This window comes from Paracoccus yeei ATCC BAA-599 (assembly GCF_000622145.1).
Classification (GTDB): domain Bacteria; phylum Pseudomonadota; class Alphaproteobacteria; order Rhodobacterales; family Rhodobacteraceae; genus Paracoccus; species Paracoccus yeei.
In genome coordinates this window covers 1-16,943 of sequence record NZ_JHWH01000017.1, presented here as the reverse complement: position 1 = coordinate 16,943, position 16,943 = coordinate 1, and the positions used below count along the sequence as shown (strand labels likewise).

Below are 16,943 nucleotides of genomic sequence, written 5' to 3'. Positions count from 1 at the left end.
GGGTCTTAGTCGCGGCTGCGGATGATTTCTGCAAACCCTTCGAACTGCTGGGCATTCGCCGCGATGATCTGGCCGGATTCGACCGGGCTCTGGTCGGGCTTGATCGATTCGACGAAGCCGCCCGCCTCGCGTACCAGCAAAACGCCCGCCGCCACGTCCCAGGAATTGATGCCGCGTTCCCAATAGCCGTCGAAGCGGCCGCAGGCGACATAGGCCAGATCCAGCGAGGCCGCGCCCCAGCGCCGCACGCCCGCCGTCAACGGCATCAGCCGGCTGAGATCGCGGATCGTCGCGGGCAGGGTGCCGCGCCCGCCGAAGGGCACGCCGGTCGCAAAGATCGACTCGATCATCTGGCGGCGTCCCGACACCCGGATGCGGCGGTCGTTCAGGAACGCGCCGTCGCCCTTTTCGGCGGTGAACATCTCGTCCTTGGCGGCGTCGAAGATGACCGCCGCGACGATCTCGCCCTTGTGCTCCAGCGCGATGCTGACCGCCCAGTGCGGCAGGCCGTGCAGGAAGTTGGTGGTGCCGTCCAGGGGATCGACGATCCAGCGCCGGGTCGGGTCCTCGCCCGCGTCCTCGCCCGTCTCCTCGCCGATCCAGCCATAGTTCGGGCGGGCGGCGCGCAGTTCTTCCTTGATGATGCGCTCGGCCTCGCGGTCGGCGCGGCTGACGAAGTCGCCCGCGCCCTTGACGCTGACCTGAAGGTTCTCGACCTCGCGGAAGTCCTTGACGAGGCTGCGGCCCGCCTTGCGCGCGGCCTTGATCATGATGTTGAGATTGGCGCTGGCCATGACGTTTCCTTTTTCGGGATTGGCCTGCCTCTTAGGCCAAGCCCCGCCGAAAGTGAAGCCGCCCGCGGGGGGCTTGCGCCATCGGTCGGATGCACTACCTGTCGCAGACACAACAGAAGGGACCGACCATGGCCTTGCCCAAGCTTTTCGAACCCATCACCATCGGCGGCAGGACGCTGGCCAACCGCATCGTCATCGCGCCCATGTGCCAATATGCGGCGGTGGACGGGCAGATGAACGCCTGGCACATGCAGCACCTGGGCAGCCTGGCGCAGTCGGGCGCGGGGATCCTGACCATCGAGGCGACCGCCGTCACCCCCGAGGGCCGCATCACCTATGGCGACGTGGGGCTTTACGACGAGGCGACCGAGCGGGCGATGGCCGAGGTTCTGCAAGGCATCCGCGCCTGGTCGGACATGCCCATCGCGATCCAGTTGGCCCATGCCGGGCGCAAAGGCTCGTGCGAACGGCCCTGGGATCGGGGCGGCGCGCAGATCGCCCCCGACCAGCCGAACGGCTGGCAGACCGTCGCGCCCTCGGCCGAGCCCTATGCGGCGGACGAGAACCCGCCCGAGGCGCTGGACCGCGCCGGCCTCGACCGGATCCGCGACGCCTTTGCCGAGGCCGCGCGCCGCGCCGTCCGGCTGGGCATCGACGTCATCCAGATCCACGCCGCGCATGGCTACCTGCTGCACGAATTCCTGTCGCCGCTGTCGAACCGCCGGACCGACGCTTATGGTGGCAGTCTGGAAAACCGCATGCGCTTTCCGCTGGAAGTGTTCGACGCCGTGCGCGCCGCCGTGCCCGATGGCTATCCGGTGACGATCCGCGTGTCGGGCACCGACTGGGTCGAGGGCGGCTGGGATATCCAGGGCACCATCGCCCTGGCCCGGGCCGTTCATCAGCGGGGCTGCACGGCCTATCACGTCTCGTCGGCCGGGCTGGACCCGCGCCAGCGCATCGCGGCGGTCCCGAACTATCAGGTGCCGCTGGCCCGCGCGGTCAAGGAGGCCGTGCCCGACATGCCGGTAATCGCCGTGGGCCTGATCACCGAGCCCCACCAGGCCGAGGCGATCGTCGCGACCGGCGACGCCGACATGATCGCCATCGCGCGTGCCGCGCTTTACGACCCGCGCTGGCCCTGGCACGCCGCCGCCGCCCTGGGCGCCAGCGTGACCGCCGCGCCGCAATACCTGCGCAGCGCCCCGAGCCCGCTGCGGGACCTGCTGCAGCCGCGCTAGGGGCCGCGGGGTTCAAGAGGCCGGGGCGGGCGTCTCGCCTGCCCCCCCGCCTGGCTGGCTTAAACGCAGCCGGGTTTCGCCGGCTGGCGCCCGCTCTGCCGCGCGTCTCGGGGACCAAGGGCATGTCGTCCGGCAGGGCAGTGGTAAACCGACTTGACGCAGGCGTACCTTTGGGGCCTGACCTGCTGACCTGCTGACCTGCTGACCTGCTGACCTGCTGACCTGCTGACCCGCTGATGGGGGCGCGGGTCGCGCGCCCGGCACCGGCCTCGGCCTATTCCAGCCGGGCCTCTTCTCCGTCGGGCTCGGTCCGGTCGAAGATGAACAGCCCGTCCTCGGGCACCTGGCGCTCGGTCCAGCGCGGATCGCCAAGCGAGCGTTCCACGTCCCGCAGCCCGGCGCGCCAGTGATCCAGCATCGACAGGCGCGAGAATTCGTAATCCTTGGACGCGCTTTCGTAATCGGCGTGGCGATAGATCAGGTGCATCAGGCTGACCGGATGGATCGGCCCGCCGTCGATCAGCGCCATGAGGTCCGGATCCTGGCGCATCGCCTGCGGCAGCCGGGCGCGCAGGCGGCGCGCGGCGCGCGACATGGCGTGGCGGGCGCGGAATTCGTCGGTGTTCAGGCGCGTGCGGCTGGAAAAGCGGATCTCCTTTTCGCGCTGCTCGACCTCGGCCATGGTGTGGGGCAGAGGCCCGCGGGCCTGGTAAAGATCGACCTGATAGATGCAGAGCGGCCGGTTCGAGGGCGTGGCCAGCACCACCTGCAGGGGCGAGTTCGATACCAGCCCGCCGTCCCAATAGTGCCGCCCGTCGATCTCGACGGCGGGAAAGCCCGGCGGCAGCGCCCCCGAGGCCAGGATGTGTTCCGGGCCGATCCGCGTTTCGCGGCTGTCGAAGACGTGGAAGTTTCCGGTTTCCACGTCCACGGCGCCCACGGAAAGCCGCGGCCCCTCGGTGTTCAAATAGTCGAAATCGACCAGCGCGCTCAGCGTCCGGCGCAGCGGCGTGGTGTCGTACCAGCTGGTCTGGCGCATCAGCCCGGGAAAGAACGACATCAGGTCGGGCATGCGCGGCCGAAAGAACCCCGGCGCCCCCATCATGGTCGAGGCGACCGCCCGGCTTTCGTTGAACATGGCGCGGACGCGGTCGGGCAGGGGGCCGCTTTCCAGGGGCGTGCCGGTCAGCCAGGGCGCGCGGGTGACGCCTTCCCAGAAGCTGCGCAGCGCGGCCAGGCGCGCGCCGGGCCGGTTGCCCGCGATCAGGGCCGCGTTGATCGAGCCGATCGAGATGCCCGCCACCCAGTCGGGTTCCTGCCCGGCGCGGCAAAGCGCCTCGTATGCGCCGGCCTGAAAGGCGCCAAGCGCGCCGCCGCCCTGCAGGACCAGCACGACCTGTTCCGGCACCGTTCCACCCGTATCCACCCTGTTTCCCCGTCTCGCAGCCGTTGTTCCGTTTTCGCAAGCTAGCGGCGGAGGCATTGATTTTCCATGAATCCGCCTGGCTTTTTCGTCCCGGATGCCGCTACGTCATCCTGGGCGGGCGCTGCTTTTCGCAGGGCGCGGGCAAGGATGGTTGCCCTTGGCCCAAGGGCTGTTACACTGTGCGCGACCATGAACCGGAACCAAACCGCCGCCGCCGCGATGAACGACGCGATTCCCGACGCTGCTGACGCGCCGCGACGATGCGGGCCGGGCACGGTCGAAGCCGACCCCGCCAGACGCGGCGAAGACGGCCCGGCCCTTGGCCCGGACCCGCTGTCATGGCGCCCCGCCCGGGGCCTTCCGACACATCCGACCGACCGCCCCCGCGCCGCCGCGCCGGGGGCCGCACCCATTTGCCCCGACGGACCGGCACCTTGCCCGCCCGCGCGGCCTTCCTGGATCTGAGCCCCCCTTATGTGGATCGAAATCACCATCGTCGTCCTTCTGACCCTGCTCAATGGCCTTCTGGCCATGTCCGAGCTGGCCATCGTCTCGGCCCGTCCCGCCCGGCTGCGGGTCCTGGCCGACCGGGGCGACCGCGGGGCGCAGACCGCCATCACCCTGGCCGAGGATCCGGGCCGGTTCCTGAGTTCGGTGCAGATCGGCATCACGCTGGTCGGGGTCCTGTCGGGCGCCTTTTCGGGGGCCACGCTGGGCACCCGGCTGGCGGCCGCGCTGCCCTCGCTGGGCGTGCCGCCGTCGCTGGCCCAGCCCTTGGGCGTGGGCGGCGTCGTGGTCGCCATCACCTATCTGTCGCTGATCCTGGGCGAGCTGGTCCCCAAGCAGATCGCGCTGCGCAGCCCCGAGACGGTCGCCGTGCGCGTGGCGCCGCTGATGCGCACCATCTCGCGCGTGGGGGCGCCGCTGGTCTGGCTGCTGGACCGCTCGGGCAAGCTGGTGCTGTCGCTGCTGGGCCAGACCGGCCAGGACAGCCGCGGCATATCGGACGAGGAGATCCGGCTGGTCATCGCCGAGGCCGAGAATGCCGGCATCATGCACCGGGCCGAGACCGAGATGATCGCCGGCGTCATGCGCATCGCCGACCGCAGCGCGCGCGGGCTGATGACGCCGCGGCGCGACATCTCGGCGGTGGATGTCAGCGACAGCTATGCGACCGTCGCGCGCAAGTTCAAGGCCAGCCACCGCACCCGGCTGCCGGTCAGCGACGGGGATGAGAACAACCTGATCGGGGTCGTCGCCAGCGCCGACCTGATCGGGGCCAGCGCCCAGGGCTTTGACCTGCGCGCGCTGATGAAGGAAGCGCCGATCATCCCCGAGACGATGGACGCGCCCGAGGTCATCGCCCGCCTGCGCACCGCCGCCGGCCAGATGCTGCTGGTCTATGACGAATACGGCCATTTCGAGGGCGTGGTGACGCCGATGGACGTGCTGGAGGCGATCACCGGCGAATTCGCCGGCCTTGACGACGACGAGCCGAAGCTGGTCGAGCGCGAGGACGGCTCGATGCTGGTGGCGGGCTGGATGCCGGTGGACGAGTTCGCCGACAAGCTGAACGTGCCCCTGGCCGAGGACCATGACTTTTCGACGGTGGCCGGGCTGGTTCTGGACCTGGCCGGGCTGATCCCGCAGGTCGGCGACAGCGTGGAATGGCACGGCTGGCGCATCGAGGTGGTGGACCTGGACGGGCGGCGCATCGACAAGCTGCTGGTCGAGCGCGCGGCCTGAGGGCGTCCCGTCCGCGCAAGGCGGGCAGGGTGCGCCACCCTCAGGACGAAAGAAGCCCTCGCCTCAGCGCCGGATGGTGATGGGCAGGGTGACGGGCTTGGCCTGACCCGAGGGGTGAGGCGGCATCCGCGGCAGGCTGGACACCTGGCGCGCAAGCGCGGCATCGGTTGCGGGATCGCTTGTCGAGCCGGCAAGCCGGGCTCCGCTGACCCCGCCGTTGCCGGCGATGGTGAAGGTCACGACCAGACTGACCCCGCTCTGCTTCAGCCGGGCGCGCTGCATGTGGCGGTTCACCCGCGACTGGACCTGCGACTGCCAGGTGGCGACCTGGCGCTTGCTGGGCTGGCCGGTCTGGCCACTGGGCGCGGCGGTGCGCGCGCCTTGCGGCGCCTCGACGCGGGTTGCGGCCCTGCGGGCGGGCTGCTCCTGCGGGGCCTTTTCCTTTTTCTCGCGCTTCTTCTCGGGCTCGGGCTTCTTTTCGACGATCTTGGGCTCGGGCTCGGGTTCGCGCTCGGGGCGCTCGCGGGGGCGTTCGGATTTCTGCAGCACCACCGCATCGGGCGGCGGCGGGAACAGCGAGTTCATGTCGGGCAGCGGCTCAAGCTCGGGCAGGGGCTCGGCCATCGCGAAGTCGGGGGTGGGTTCCGGCTCGGGCTCGGGCTCGGGTTCCGGCTCGGGTTCGGCCTCGGCCATCTCGGGGGTCTCGACGTCCTCGGGGGGCGCGGCCGCCTCGGGGACCGGGGCCAGCTCGACGAAGACCGGATCGGGCAGGCCCGGCGGGGCCGCGGCCTCGGCCCGCTGCATCAGCCACAGCGCGCCGCCCAGATGCGCGGCAAGGACCAGGGTGGCGGCGCTGCCCCAAAGCGCCCCATGGCGCAGGGTGTTCAGGCGCGGCCCGCTCATGGCGTCGCGCCCTGGGTCGGGGCGGCCGCAGGGGCCGGGCTGGCCGGCGCGGCGGGTGCGGAGGGCTCCGCGCCCGGGGCGGCCGGCGCCGGGACGCCGCCGGTGGTTTCAAGCCCGACCAGCGCGATCTTGAGATAGCCCGCCTCGCGCAGGGCGTTCATGGTGGCCATCAGGTCGCCATAGGCCACTGCCTTGTCGGCGCGCAGGAAGATCCGGGTTTCCCGGTTGTTCTCGGTGGCGGCCGCCAGCGCCGCGCCAAGCCCGCCGGGCGCCACGTCGGTGTTGCCGAGCGCCAGCGTCAGGTCGGGCTTGACCGTCACATAGACCGGCTGGTCGGGCCGCTGGGCCGGCGTCGCGTTCGAGACCGGCAGGTCCACATTCACGTCGACGGTCGCCAGCGGCGCCGCCACCATGAAGATGATCAGCAGCACCAGCATCACGTCGATGAAGGGCGTGACGTTGATCTCGTGGTTCTCGGCCAGGTCGTCGCCGTGGTTTTCGCGGATGCCGCCGGCCATGGGTCATGCCTCCCGTTGCAGCAGGGTGGGGCGCGCGGCGGGCGCGCCGCGGAAGTCGAGGTCGCGGCTGACCAGCCGGCGGACCGAGGCCGCCGCATTGGCCAGTTGCAGCCGATAGCCGGTGATGGCCCGGGCGAAGACGTTGTAGATCACCACCGCCGGGATTGCCGCCACAAGGCCGATCGCGGTCGCCAGCAGCGCCTCGGCGATGCCGGGGGCGACGACGGCAAGGTTCGTGGTCTGCGCCTGCGAGATGCCGATAAAGCTGTTCATGATGCCCCAGACGGTGCCGAACAGCCCGACGAAGGGCGCAGTCGAACCGATGGTGGCCAGCACCCCGGTGCCCTGGCCCATGCGGCGGCCGGCCATCGCCTCGATCCGGTCCAGGTGGCTGTCGACGCGTTCCTTGAGCCCGGCTTCGCCCGCCGTGTCCAGGGCGGCGGCCGAGCGGTCGTGTTCCTGCGCCGCGGCGCGGATCATGCGCGACACCGGGTCGCGCCGCTTGCCGGTGGCGGCAAGGGCCGCGGTCAGGCTGGCGGCCTCCTCGACCCGGCGCAGGCCCGAGCGCGCGCGCTTGGTCGCGCCGGCCAGCTCCAGGATCTTGACGACAAAGACCGTCCAGGTGACGACCGAGGCGAAGGCCAGCCCGATCATCACCGCCTTGACCACGATGTCGGCGGCCCAGAACATGCCCATGGGCGAAAGGTCGTGGGGCAGGTTCGGATCGCGCGGCGCCGGCGCAAGCGGCGCCAGCATGTCCTGAAGCCCCTGGGGCAGGATGCTGTCGGCGGCGGGTTCCGGTTCGGCCGCCGGGGCGGGCACGGGCTCGGCCGCCGGAGTGGCCGCCGGGGCGGCGATGCCGACCGCGGGGTCCACGGTGGTCGCAGCGCCGGGGGCATCCGCTGCCGGGGCCGTGCCGCCGGGCTGCGGGGTGGGGGTCGTCGCGGCCGGGGCGCCGCCGGTCGCCGGGCTGCTGGGCATTTCGCCCGGCGTCGGGGTCGCAGCAGGTGCCTCTGCCGTGGCGGGGGGTGTCGTGGTCGCAGGCGTCTCTGCCTGAGCCGGAGCGGGTTCCGCCGGCGCGCTCGGGACCGGGGCCGTGCCGGCCGGTTCCGTCGCTGCCGGCTCCGTCGCCGCCGGGGCGGTCGCCGCCGGAACCGGAGTGTCGGGCTGGGCCGTGCCGGCGGGCGGTGCCGTGGGGGTCTCCTGGGCGCTCAGGGGGGCGGCGGCCAGCAGGCAGGCGAATGCAAGGGCGGTTCCCGCGCCAAGGCGGGACAGCGACGATTGGGTCATGGTGATCCTTCGTGTCTTCGGCATCGATCCGACCGCTTTTGCTGGTGGCCGGGCCTGCCCTTGGGCAGCCCGCGCCTGTATTGGCCGCGGCTTGGGACCGCGTATCGAACCTCGGGGTAAAATTGTCAACTATTTGGACGGTCTTTGTCCAGCCCTTTAGCCGATCCAATAGCCCGCCAGATGGGTCAGCGCCTTGTCGTGCCCCAGCTCGGCCAGCAAAAGCTGGCGCAGGGCGCTGATGCCGGATTTCTGTGCGGCCATCCACAGATAGCTGTCGGGCTGCGGCGGATCGGCCCGCAGGATGCGTACCAGTTCCGCCGTGCCGCCGGGCAGGTGGTGGCGCCGCAGCCCGGGCGATTCCGGCATCGGGTAATCGTCGCGCGCCCCGAGCAGCCAGACCTCGCCCTGCGCATCGGGCCGGCGTTCGATCATTCGCGCGATGGCGGGATAGGCGGTTTCATCCCCCGCCAGAATCAGCCGCGCCGCCTGCGGGATGCCGCCGCCGCCCGGACCGCTGAGCCCGATCCGGCGGCCCTGCGGCCTGGCCAGGACCCAGTCCGTGACCCGTCCGCCCCGGTGCAGGAAGATGTCGGTGTCAAGCCAGCCTTCCTGCAGGTCGATCGCGCGCACGGTATAGGCCGGGCGGTGCAGCGCGCGGTCGCCCGAGGGCCAGACCGTCTGGCCGTTCGGGGCGATGCGCGGCCATTCGGGCTCCGCCACTCCTTCCGGCGGCAGGACCAGGCGGAAATGGATGGAATCCTCGGTTCCCAGGCGCTCGAGATCGGGGGCGTGCAGGCGCAGGCGGACGAAGTCCCGGGCAATGCGCCGCGCCTCGCCCACGCGGGCGAAGCTGAAATAGGGCGGCAGTCGGCCCACGTCGGCCAGCGACGACCAGCGCATGGCCTGGGCCTTGTCGGGCATGATCTCGGCCAGGTGGTGGGCGATGGTTTCCTGCAGGCCGAACAGCCATTCGGGCCGGTGCGCCCGGGCAAAGACCAGCACGTTCGCGCCCCGCTTCTTGGCGCCGAATTCGCCGGTTTCGATCTGGCACCAGACCGAACGGCCGTGGCCTTCGTGCAGGTCGAGCCCGTGTTCCTGGGCCTCGTGGCGCAGCATGGCGTCGATCGGGGCGAAGTCGGTGTCCGTCAGCAGCGCCTCGGCCTGGTATTCGGGCAGGGGGGTCACACGCATGGCAGGGCCTTTCGTCTGTCGCGCCAAGCATGGCGCGGGATCGGGGCATCGGCAACGGGGCCGAAAAAAAGCCCGCCCTGGCAAAGCCGGGCGGGCCAGTGAATCCCGCGTTCAGAAGCAGCGCGAGACCGAGAGAGCGAGGACGCGTCCCGGGCCCCGCCGGGCCGGAACGCAGGAAGGACATGGGGCATGGGCCATGCGCGACGGCCCGACAGCGGTTCGGGTCGGGGCAGGCACAGGTGCTCCGGCAAGGATCGGGGATGGGCTTGCCCGGTCGGGGCTGGCGACTGGCGCTTGCGTTAGAGATCCTTAGAAAATCTGTCAACGATTTTTTTGCATGAGGTGGCGGGGCTCCGGGTGATCCTCGCGCGAACTTGAAGCGGGTGTTTTGGGGCGGCGGGAAAGGGTGGCAGCGTTTCCGTCCCTGGGCGAGGGCCGCATGGGTATTTGGGAAACGGTGAAAGCCGGGCCATTGCGCGCAAGGGCCCGGCTCGGGTCAGGCGCTGCGAGCAATCACCCCGGCGGCGGCGGCGATGCCGCCCGGGCCGTGGGGAATGCCCAGGGCCTGCATCCCGGCCTCGATCACCGCGAGCGTGCCCAGCAGCTGGTGGGCGTTGGCATGGCCCATATGCGCGATGCGCAGCCCCTGGTCGGGATCGGCCGCGCCGAGGCCCAGGCCCAGCGTCACGCCGGTCTTGTCCTGGGTCCAGCGGCGCAGAGCGGTCGCCTGCGGGATCGTCGCCGCCGTGACCGAGCGGGCGCGCCCCTTGGGATCGGCGACGACCGCCCCGATGCCCGTGCCGCCGGCGCCCCAGGCGTCGAGCGCGGCCCAGGTGGCGCGGGCCAGCGCCTCGTGCCGGGCGAAGGCCACGGGCAGGGTTTCCTCGTCCAGGAGCATCGCCAGCGCCTCGTTCATGCCGAAGATGTGCTGGACCGGGGGCGTACCACCCCAGAACTGCCACAGCGCCTCGGCCTGGATGCGCGGGGTCCAGTCCCAGTAGGGGGTGACGAGATCGGTGGCGCCCTGCGCGCGCAGCCGGTCCGAGAACCAGATCAGCGCCAGACCCGGGGGCACCATCAGCCCCTTCTGGCTGGCCGAGACCAGCAGGTCCACGCCCCAGTCGTCCATCTGCATCGGCTCGCATCCCAGCGCGGCGATGGCATCGACCGCGAAAAACGCCGGGTGATCGCCCATCGCCGCCCTGAGCGCGGGGATGTCGGCGCGGGCGGAACTGGCGGTGTCGACCTGGCAGACCAGCACCGCCTTGATGCCGCCCGCGCGGTCCTGCGCCAGCCGGTCGGCCAGGCGCTGCGGATCGGGGGGCGCCATGCCGAAGTCCATCTCCTCGACCGCGATGCCCTGGGCGCGGGCGGTGGCGGCCCAGCTGCGCCCGAAATGGCCCGAGGTCAGCACCAGCGCGCGGTCGCCCCGGTTGAACAGGTTGACGTTCGCCGCCTCCCATCCCGCGTGTCCGTTGCCGATGTAGGGCGCGCAATGCGCGGCGGTGCCCGCCAGCCGCTTCAGCCGGTCGATCATGGCGCGGTTTTCCGTCGCGAGTTCCGGGCCGTAGATGTCGGGCGAGGGGCGATGCATCGCGTTCAGCACGCGGTCGGGAACGGGCGAGGGGCCGGGAATGGCGATGACGGGGCGGCCCTGGGCAAAGCTCATGAATCGTTGCCTTATGCTGGAACGCGCATGGCTTAGGCCCGCCCCGGGGCAAGGTCAACGGGTCGCGCGGCTTGCGGGCCGGGCCCCCGCGGCTTATCCCTTTGACCGGACCATGGGCACGGAAGGGACGATGGCGGACAAGTTGACGGTGACGGCCTATCTGTTCCCGCGCATGTGGCGCGACTATCTGCGGCCGCATTGGCTGAAGATCCTGCTGGCGCTGCTGTTCCTGATCGTCGAGGGCTCCACGCTGGGCCTGCTCAGCTGGATGCTGAAGCCGCTGTTCGACACGGTCTTCGTGGGTGGCGACACCTCGGCCATGTGGTGGGTCGGGGGCGTGATCTTTGCGCTGTTCCTGATCCGCGCCGCGACCTATGTCGTCAACCGCAGCCTGATGACCTCGGTCTCGCTGGCGGTGTCGACGAAAATGCAGACCGACATGCTGCGCCACATGATGACGCTGGACGGCGGCTTTTTCCAGAAGAATCCCCCCGGTGCGATGATCGAGCGCATCCAGGGCGATTCCATCGCCGTGCAGGGTGTGTGGTCCACCTTCATCTCCGGAATGGGACGCGACATCGTCTCGCTGGTGTCGCTGTTCGGCGTGGCGATCGCGGTGGACCCGGAATGGACGCTGGCGGCCCTGGTCGGCGCGCCGCTGCTGATCCTGCCGATGGTGCTGGTTCAGCGCTACATCCGGCGCAAGATGCGCCAGAATCGCGTGAACGCCGGCCAGCGCGCGACGCGGCTGGACGAGGTGCTGCACGGCATCAACGCCGTCAAGCTGAACCGGATGGAGGAATATCAGGCGGACCGTTTTGCCCGGATCGTCGCCCGCATCCGCGAGGGGCAGGTCAAGATGTCGGGCATCGGCGCCACCATTCCGGCGCTGGTCGACATCGTGACGGGCCTGGGTTTTGTGGGCGTGCTGTGGCTGGGCGGGGCCGAGGTCACCTCGGGCGAGCGCACGGTGGGCGATTTCATGTCGTTCTTCACCGCGATGGCGCTGGCCTTCCAGCCGCTGCGCCGGCTGGGCGCGCTGACCGGCACCTGGCAGATCGCCGCGGCAAGCCTCGAGCGCATCTATGCCGTCCTGGACATGCGGCCGACCATCCTGTCGGGCACGCGGCGCGAGCCGCCGGCCGACACCACCATCCGGCTGCGGGACGTGCGCATGTCCTATGACGGCCATCCGGTCCTGAACGGGCTGACCTTCACCGCCGAGGCCGGGCGCACCACCGCGCTGGTCGGTCCCTCGGGGGCGGGCAAGTCCACCGTCTTCAACCTGCTGACGCGCATGGTGGACCCGGATTCGGGCGACATCACCCTGGGCGGCGTGGCCCTGGCCGAGTTCGACCTGGGCGTGCTGCGCGATCAGTTTTCCACCGTCAGCCAGGATGCGGCGCTGTTCGACGAAACCCTGCGCGAAAACATCCTTCTGGGCCACCCCGAGGACGAGGGCCGCCTGCGTCAGGCCATCGTCGCGGCGCGGGTGGCGGATTTCTCGGACGGGCTGCCGGCGGGGCTGAACACGCCCGCGGGGCCGCGCGGGTCGGCCCTGTCGGGGGGCCAGCGCCAGCGTGTCGCCATCGCCCGCGCCATCCTGCGCGATGCCCCGATCCTGCTCTTGGACGAGGCGACCAGCGCGCTGGACGCGCAATCCGAGCGTCTGGTCCAGCAGGCGCTGGACGTGCTGTCGGCCGGGCGCACCACGCTGGTCATCGCGCACCGGCTGTCCACCGTGCGGCAGGCCGACAAGATCGTCGTGATCGAGGCGGGCAGGGTTGTCGAAGAGGGCAGCCATGAACAACTGATGGCGCAGGACGGCGCCTATGCGGCGCTGGTGAAACTGCAGTTCGGAGACAAGTGATGCGGCGCATACTGGCGGTGACGGGCGCGGACCGGGTCGATTTCCTGCAAGGCCTGGTCACGAACAAGGTGGGCGAGATCCCGGCCTGGACGGCGCTGCTGACGCCGCAGGGCAAGTATCTGGCCGATTTCCTGGTGATCCCGGAAGGCGGGCGGCTGCTGATCGACGTGGACGACCGCCTGGCCCCTGATCTGCTGCGGCGGCTGTCGATGTACAAGCTGCGCTCGCAGGTGCAGATCGCGCCGACCGACCTGACGGTCGCGCGCGGCATCGGCGACATGCCCGACGCCGCCATCGCCGATCCGCGCCACCCGGCGCTGGGCTGGCGGCTTTACGGGGCCAGGGGTGACGACGGCACCGACTGGGACGCGATCCGGGTCGAGCATTGCATCCCCGAAAGCCTGATCGAGCTGATCCCGAACGAGACCTATATCCTGGAAGCGGGGTTCGAGCGGCTGCATGGCGTCGATTTCCGCAAGGGCTGCTATGTCGGGCAGGAAGTCACCGCCCGCATGAAGCACAAGACCGAGCTGAAAAAGGGCCTTGTCACCGTCGGCATCGACGGCGCGGCCCCCGTCGGCACCCCCATCCTGATGCCCGACGGGCGCGAGGCCGGGACGCTTTACACCCAGTCGGGCGGCCGGGCCATCGCCCACATGCGGTTCGACCGCATGGGCGACGGCCTGGTGGCGGGGGATGCCCGCATCCTGCCATGACCGCCCCGGCCGAGGCGCGGGTCCGGCGCATCGTCCATGTGGACATGGATGCGTTCTATGCCTCGGTCGAACAGCGCGACAACGCGGAACTGCGCGGCAGGCCGGTGGCGGTGGGCGGCATCCAGCGCGGCGTGGTCGCCGCCGCGAGCTACGAGGCGCGGCGCTTTGGCGTGCGCTCGGCCATGCCCTCGATGCGGGCGATGCGGCTTTGCCCCGATCTGGTCTTCGTCAAGCCGCGCTTCGACGTTTATCGCGCCATCAGCCGCCAGATCCGCGAGATCTTTGCCGAATACACCCCGCTGATCGAGCCGCTGTCGCTGGACGAGGCCTATCTGGACCTGACCGACCACCTGGCGGGGCGCACCGCCACCCGCATCGCGCAGGAAATCCGCGCCCGCATCCGCGCGGCGACCGGGCTGACCGCTTCGGCCGGGGTCAGCTACAACAAGTTCCTGGCCAAGCTCGCCTCGGATCAGAGAAAGCCCGACGGGCTGTTCGTGATCCCGCCCGAGGCCGGGGCCGATTTCGTGCAATCCCTGCCCATCGGCCGCTTTCACGGCGTGGGTCCGGCGACGGCGGCGCGGATGCAGGCGCACGGGATCGAGACGGGCGCCGACCTGGCCCGGCAAAGCCTGGAATTCCTGACGGCGCGCTTCGGCAAGTCGGGCGGCTATTACTGGAACATCGCCCGCGGCATCGACCACCGCGAGGTCAAGCCAGACCGCATCCGCAAGTCGATCGGAGCCGAGAACACCTATTTCCACGACCTGCGCGACCTCGATGAGGCGCATGAGGCGCTGGGCGTCCTGGCCGACAAGGTCTGGCGCCATGCCACGGGGGCCGGGCGCGGCGGGCGGACGGTGACGCTGAAGGTCAAATACGGCGATTTCCGCCAGATCACCCGGGCAAAGTCGCTGGACCTGCCGGTGGACAGCCGCGACCGGATGCTGGGGATCGCCTGCGACCTGCTGGCGCCGGTCTTTCACGACCCGCATGGCGTGCGGCTGCTGGGCATCACCCTGTCGGGTCTGGTCGAGACAGGGGCCGACGCCGCCGCCGCCCCCCGCCAGCTTGGCCTGTTCGATCAGGCGTAAAGGTTGATCGCACCGACCTGTTCGTGGATGCCGTTCACCGTCTGCTTGTCCAGCCCCAGCGAGGTCGCCAGCGTGTGCAGGTATTCGGCCTCTTTCCTGTTGTCGAAGTCGATGGCCATCAGCGACATCAGATAGACCTGCGTACCGGCGCCTTCGGGCACCTCGCGCGCCAGCGCCTGGGCATCGACGGGGGCGGCCATCTGTTCGCGGATGAAGGCGCGCTCGTCCTCGTCCAGCTCGCCGAACTGGTCCATCAGCTTGGCCTTCTCGGCCTCGTCGATCTGGCCGTCGGACTTCGCGGCCTGGATCATGGCCTTCAGCATCAGCCCGGCCAGGGCGTTCTGCTCGGGCGTGGGCGCGGTCGAGGGCTCGTCCCCAGTGGCCAGCGCCTCGTTGAACAGGTCGCCGAAGCTCGCGTCGTTCTGCGGCTGGGCGCCCTTGTGGGCCAGCCCGCCGACCGAGCCGGTCGCGGTCGAGCCGGGCTGCGGGGTTCCCGCCTGCGCCGCGCCGCCCCGGTTGCCCAGAAGATCGCCCAGGATGCCGCCAAGCCCGCCTGCGGCCGCACCGCCCAGGATGCCGCCCAAGGCACCGCCGCTGCCGCTGCTGCTGGCCGTGCTGGTGCCGCTGCGCCCGCCCGTCAGCTGGTCCAGGATCCCGCCCAGACCGCCCGAGGCGGTGCGCGGCGAATGGCTGCCGCCATAAGGGCTGCCGCTCCCCGCGCCGCCGGTCCCGCCGGTGCGCCCGCCCAGCACCTGGCCCAGCAGATCGCCCAAGCCCCCCGAGCCGGGCGCGCGGTCGCCCGCCTGCCCGGTGTTGTTGCGGGTCAACTGGTCCAGCAGCCCGCCCGAGGGCCGGCCCGTGCTTGACCCCGCGCCCCCCGCCTGGCCGGAGTGGCCCCCTTGGGCGTTCTTCATCATCGTGCCGATGCCTTTGGCCAGCATCACACCCGCCGCGACCCGGGCCAGGGATTTCATCAGGCTCATAGAAACACTCCACAGTTGACCGCGGCTCGGGCCGCATGACGTGCCGGCCCGCAATCCGCAGGCTGGTCCAGAAAGGGAACGCGGCGCCCCGCCACGCGGTTCCCGAAGGCCGCGTTTCACGCCCCGCACAGCGTCCCGCAGGCGCCCGCCCGCCCTTGATTTTTCCCCGGTGGGCCTATAAGTCGCGGCGGATGTTTCACGACGGGGGCTGTCGCGCGGGTGGCCCCCCCGATAGGAGGCCATGATGGCAAAGGCAAAGTTTGAACGGACGAAACCGCACGTCAACATCGGGACGATCGGGCACGTTGACCACGGCAAGACGACGCTGACGGCGGCGATCACGAAATACTTCGGCGAATTCAAGGCCTATGACCAGATCGACGGTGCGCCGGAAGAACGCGCGCGCGGCATCACGATCTCGACCGCGCATGTGGAATACGAATCCGAGAACCGCCACTACGCGCATGTCGACTGCCCCGGCCACGCCGACTACGTCAAGAACATGATCACCGGCGCGGCGCAGATGGACGGCGCGATCCTGGTGGTGAACGCCGCCGACGGCCCGATGCCGCAGACGCGCGAACACATCCTGCTGGGCCGCCAGGTCGGCATCCCCTACATGGTCGTCTACCTCAACAAGGTCGACCAGGTGGATGACGAGGAGCTGCTGGAGCTGGTCGAGATGGAAGTGCGCGAGCTTCTGTCCTCCTACGACTACCCCGGCGACGACATTCCGATCATCAAGGGCTCGGCGCTGGCCGCTCTGGAAGGCCGCGACCCGGAAATCGGCGAGAACTCGATCCGCGCGCTGATCAAGGCGGTGGACGAATACATCCCGACGCCCGAGCGCGCCATCGACCAGCCGTTCCTGATGCCGATCGAGGACGTGTTCTCGATCTCGGGCCGCGGCACCGTGGTGACCGGCCGTGTCGAGCGCGGCGCGGTGAACGTGGGCGACGAACTGGAGATCGTGGGCATCCGCGACACCCGCAAGACCACCTGCACGGGCGTCGAGATGTTCCGCAAGCTGCTGGACCGCGGGGAAGCCGGCGACAACATCGGCGCGCTCTTGCGCGGCGTGGACCGTGACGGCGTCGAGCGCGGCCAGGTGCTGTGCAAGCCGGGCTCGGTCAAGCCGCACACGACCTTCGAGGCCGAAGCCTATATCCTGACCAAGGAAGAGGGCGGCCGCCACACGCCGTTCTTCGCGAACTACCGCCCGCAGTTCTACTTCCGCACCACGGACGTGACCGGGACGGTGAAGCTGCCCGAGGGCACCGAGATGGTGATGCCGGGCGACAACCTGAAGTTCGAGGTCGAGCTGATCGCCCCGATCGCGATGGAAGAGAAGCTGCGCTTCGCCATCCGCGAAGGCGGCCGCACGGTTGGCGCGGGCGTCGTGTCGAAGATCCTGAAGTAAGCGCCGGGGCGGGGTCGCAAGGCCCCGCTCGCGCGCCAGAGGCACCGCCGGGTGATCCCCGCAAGGGGATATCGCGGCGGCA

At 70.4% G+C, this 16,943-nt stretch carries 14 protein-coding genes; 6 read left to right on the top strand and 8 right to left on the bottom strand.

Translation table 11 applies throughout. The annotated features are described in order from the left end of the window. Nucleotides 1–5 precede the first annotated feature (5 nt). Nucleotides 6–794 carry an inositol monophosphatase family protein gene (locus BU28_RS0110635; protein ID WP_028719462.1) on the bottom strand — a complete coding sequence of 263 codons (789 nt, stop codon included), beginning with the start codon at nucleotides 792–794 and terminating at the stop codon, nucleotides 6–8. A gap of 128 nt (nucleotides 795–922) precedes the next feature. Between BU28_RS0110635 and BU28_RS0110630 the strand changes: the two genes are divergently transcribed. Next, entirely contained in the window at nucleotides 923–2,035 is a 1,113-nt protein-coding gene (locus BU28_RS0110630) for an NADH:flavin oxidoreductase/NADH oxidase (protein ID WP_028719461.1), read from the top strand. A gap of 274 nt (nucleotides 2,036–2,309) precedes the next feature. Here the strand turns inward: BU28_RS0110630 and BU28_RS0110625 are convergent, their stop codons facing one another. Beyond that, nucleotides 2,310–3,461, bottom strand: a complete 1,152-nt coding sequence (locus tag BU28_RS0110625; protein ID WP_028719460.1) for a patatin-like phospholipase family protein — start codon at nucleotides 3,459–3,461, stop codon at nucleotides 2,310–2,312. A gap of 474 nt (nucleotides 3,462–3,935) precedes the next feature. On the opposite strand from BU28_RS0110625, the gene BU28_RS0110620 reads away from it, so the two are divergent. After that, complete coding sequence (locus tag BU28_RS0110620) at nucleotides 3,936–5,207, top strand: hemolysin family protein (protein ID WP_028719459.1); 1,272 nt, start codon at nucleotides 3,936–3,938, stop codon at nucleotides 5,205–5,207. A gap of 63 nt (nucleotides 5,208–5,270) precedes the next feature. Here the strand turns inward: BU28_RS0110620 and BU28_RS0110615 are convergent, their stop codons facing one another. The 5 genes from BU28_RS0110615 to BU28_RS0110595 form a co-directional block, all read right to left on the bottom strand. Further along, complete coding sequence (locus tag BU28_RS0110615) at nucleotides 5,271–6,110, bottom strand: TonB family protein (protein WP_028719458.1); 840 nt, start codon at nucleotides 6,108–6,110, stop codon at nucleotides 5,271–5,273. Beyond that, a complete protein-coding gene (gene exbD / locus BU28_RS0110610; RefSeq protein ID WP_028719457.1) occupies nucleotides 6,107–6,628 on the bottom strand; it encodes a TonB system transport protein ExbD in 522 nt (173 codons plus the stop codon). The genes BU28_RS0110615 and exbD overlap by 4 nt, the downstream gene beginning before the upstream one ends. Before the next feature lie 3 nt (nucleotides 6,629–6,631). Beyond that, nucleotides 6,632–7,918, bottom strand: coding sequence for a tonB-system energizer ExbB (gene exbB / locus BU28_RS22680; protein ID WP_036762655.1), 1,287 nt, complete (start codon nucleotides 7,916–7,918; stop codon nucleotides 6,632–6,634). Nucleotides 7,919–8,074: 156 nt separating this feature from the next. Then, nucleotides 8,075–9,109 (bottom strand): SIP domain-containing protein, encoded by a 1,035-nt coding sequence (locus BU28_RS0110600; protein WP_028719456.1) that lies wholly within the window; start codon nucleotides 9,107–9,109, stop codon nucleotides 8,075–8,077. A gap of 496 nt (nucleotides 9,110–9,605) precedes the next feature. Continuing rightward, entirely contained in the window at nucleotides 9,606–10,778 is a 1,173-nt protein-coding gene (locus BU28_RS0110595) for a pyridoxal-phosphate-dependent aminotransferase family protein (protein ID WP_028719455.1), read from the bottom strand. 130 nt (nucleotides 10,779–10,908) lie between these two features. On the opposite strand from BU28_RS0110595, the gene BU28_RS0110590 reads away from it, so the two are divergent. The 3 genes from BU28_RS0110590 to dinB are packed head-to-tail and all read left to right on the top strand — an operon-like array spanning nucleotide 10,909 to nucleotide 14,458. Then, complete coding sequence (locus BU28_RS0110590; RefSeq protein ID WP_028719454.1) at nucleotides 10,909–12,648, top strand: ABC transporter ATP-binding protein; 1,740 nt, start codon at nucleotides 10,909–10,911, stop codon at nucleotides 12,646–12,648. Continuing rightward, nucleotides 12,648–13,364 carry a CAF17-like 4Fe-4S cluster assembly/insertion protein YgfZ gene (gene ygfZ / locus BU28_RS0110585; RefSeq protein WP_028719453.1) on the top strand — a complete coding sequence of 239 codons (717 nt, stop codon included), beginning with the start codon at nucleotides 12,648–12,650 and terminating at the stop codon, nucleotides 13,362–13,364. The genes BU28_RS0110590 and ygfZ overlap by 1 nt, the downstream gene beginning before the upstream one ends. Then, nucleotides 13,361–14,458 (top strand): DNA polymerase IV, encoded by a 1,098-nt coding sequence (gene dinB, locus BU28_RS0110580; protein WP_028719452.1) that lies wholly within the window; start codon nucleotides 13,361–13,363, stop codon nucleotides 14,456–14,458. The genes ygfZ and dinB overlap by 4 nt, the downstream gene beginning before the upstream one ends. On the opposite strand, the gene BU28_RS0110575 is transcribed toward dinB, so the two are convergent. Further along, nucleotides 14,449–15,441: a tellurite resistance TerB family protein gene (locus BU28_RS0110575; RefSeq protein ID WP_028719451.1), complete on the bottom strand. Its 993-nt coding sequence runs from the start codon at nucleotides 15,439–15,441 to the stop codon at nucleotides 14,449–14,451. The genes dinB and BU28_RS0110575 overlap by 10 nt on opposite strands. Nucleotides 15,442–15,685: 244 nt before the next feature. Between BU28_RS0110575 and tuf the strand changes: the two genes are divergently transcribed. Then, nucleotides 15,686–16,861, top strand: coding sequence for an elongation factor Tu (gene tuf, locus BU28_RS0110570; RefSeq protein WP_028718454.1), 1,176 nt, complete (start codon nucleotides 15,686–15,688; stop codon nucleotides 16,859–16,861). The last annotated feature ends 82 nt before the right edge of the window (nucleotides 16,862–16,943 follow it).